The organism is Vibrio sp. 2134-1, assembly GCF_033339495.1.
The window spans coordinates 1-609 of record NZ_JAWOUS010000643.1 but is presented as its reverse complement, the minus strand read 5'-3'; the positions used below and the strand labels follow the sequence as shown (position 1 = coordinate 609).

At 41.4% G+C, this 609-nt stretch carries 1 protein-coding gene; it reads left to right on the top strand.

The window, feature by feature from the left end; translation table 11 throughout:
* Nucleotides 1-306, top strand: a 306-nt coding sequence (locus tag R7R78_RS27715; RefSeq protein ID WP_263856342.1) for a LysR substrate-binding domain-containing protein, incomplete at its 5' end; no start/stop codon positions are given.
* Between the last annotated feature and the right edge of the window lie 303 nt (nt 307-609).

The following is a 609-nucleotide window of genomic DNA, read 5'->3' as shown; positions in this document are numbered from 1 at the left end:
CGTGAGTGGGCGTTTAAATCCGACGATAAGACGTACCAAGTTACCGTTGATGGCAACTTATGCACCAACAACTCTTCCGCGTTACGAAATGTCGCGCTGTTAGGGCAAGGTGTTATCTACGTGCCTCGTGTATTGGTGTATGAAGATTTAAAGCAGGGCAGCTTGATCCAGTTGTTCAAAGAAGAAACGGCGAAATGCTTGGGTATCTACGCTGTCTACCCATACACAAGGCAGCAACCCGAGAAGATTAAGATCTTCATTGATCACCTATACAACAGCTTCCAAAGTCAAAATCATCGATTTTAAATCAAGTCTACAACGCCATTGGTTACTTTGGTGTTGTGGTTTTGTTTCCACCTTTTCTCTTAAATAATTTATCCAATTTAGCCACTTACACGGTGTTACTCCCTCATCACTTACTTTGATAACAAGACGTTGCGCACACCTGTTAAAGAATGGTTTTGTTATTGTTTCTTTTTGGAAACGATCTGTTTCTTTCGTTCTAACGTCGGTTTGTGAACGCTAAGTTACAGAAAAACAACAGATTAATTACGCTATGTGAGTGCTGGTTAAGGTTTGTACGCTTGACCTTGATGGACGCAGGGAAAT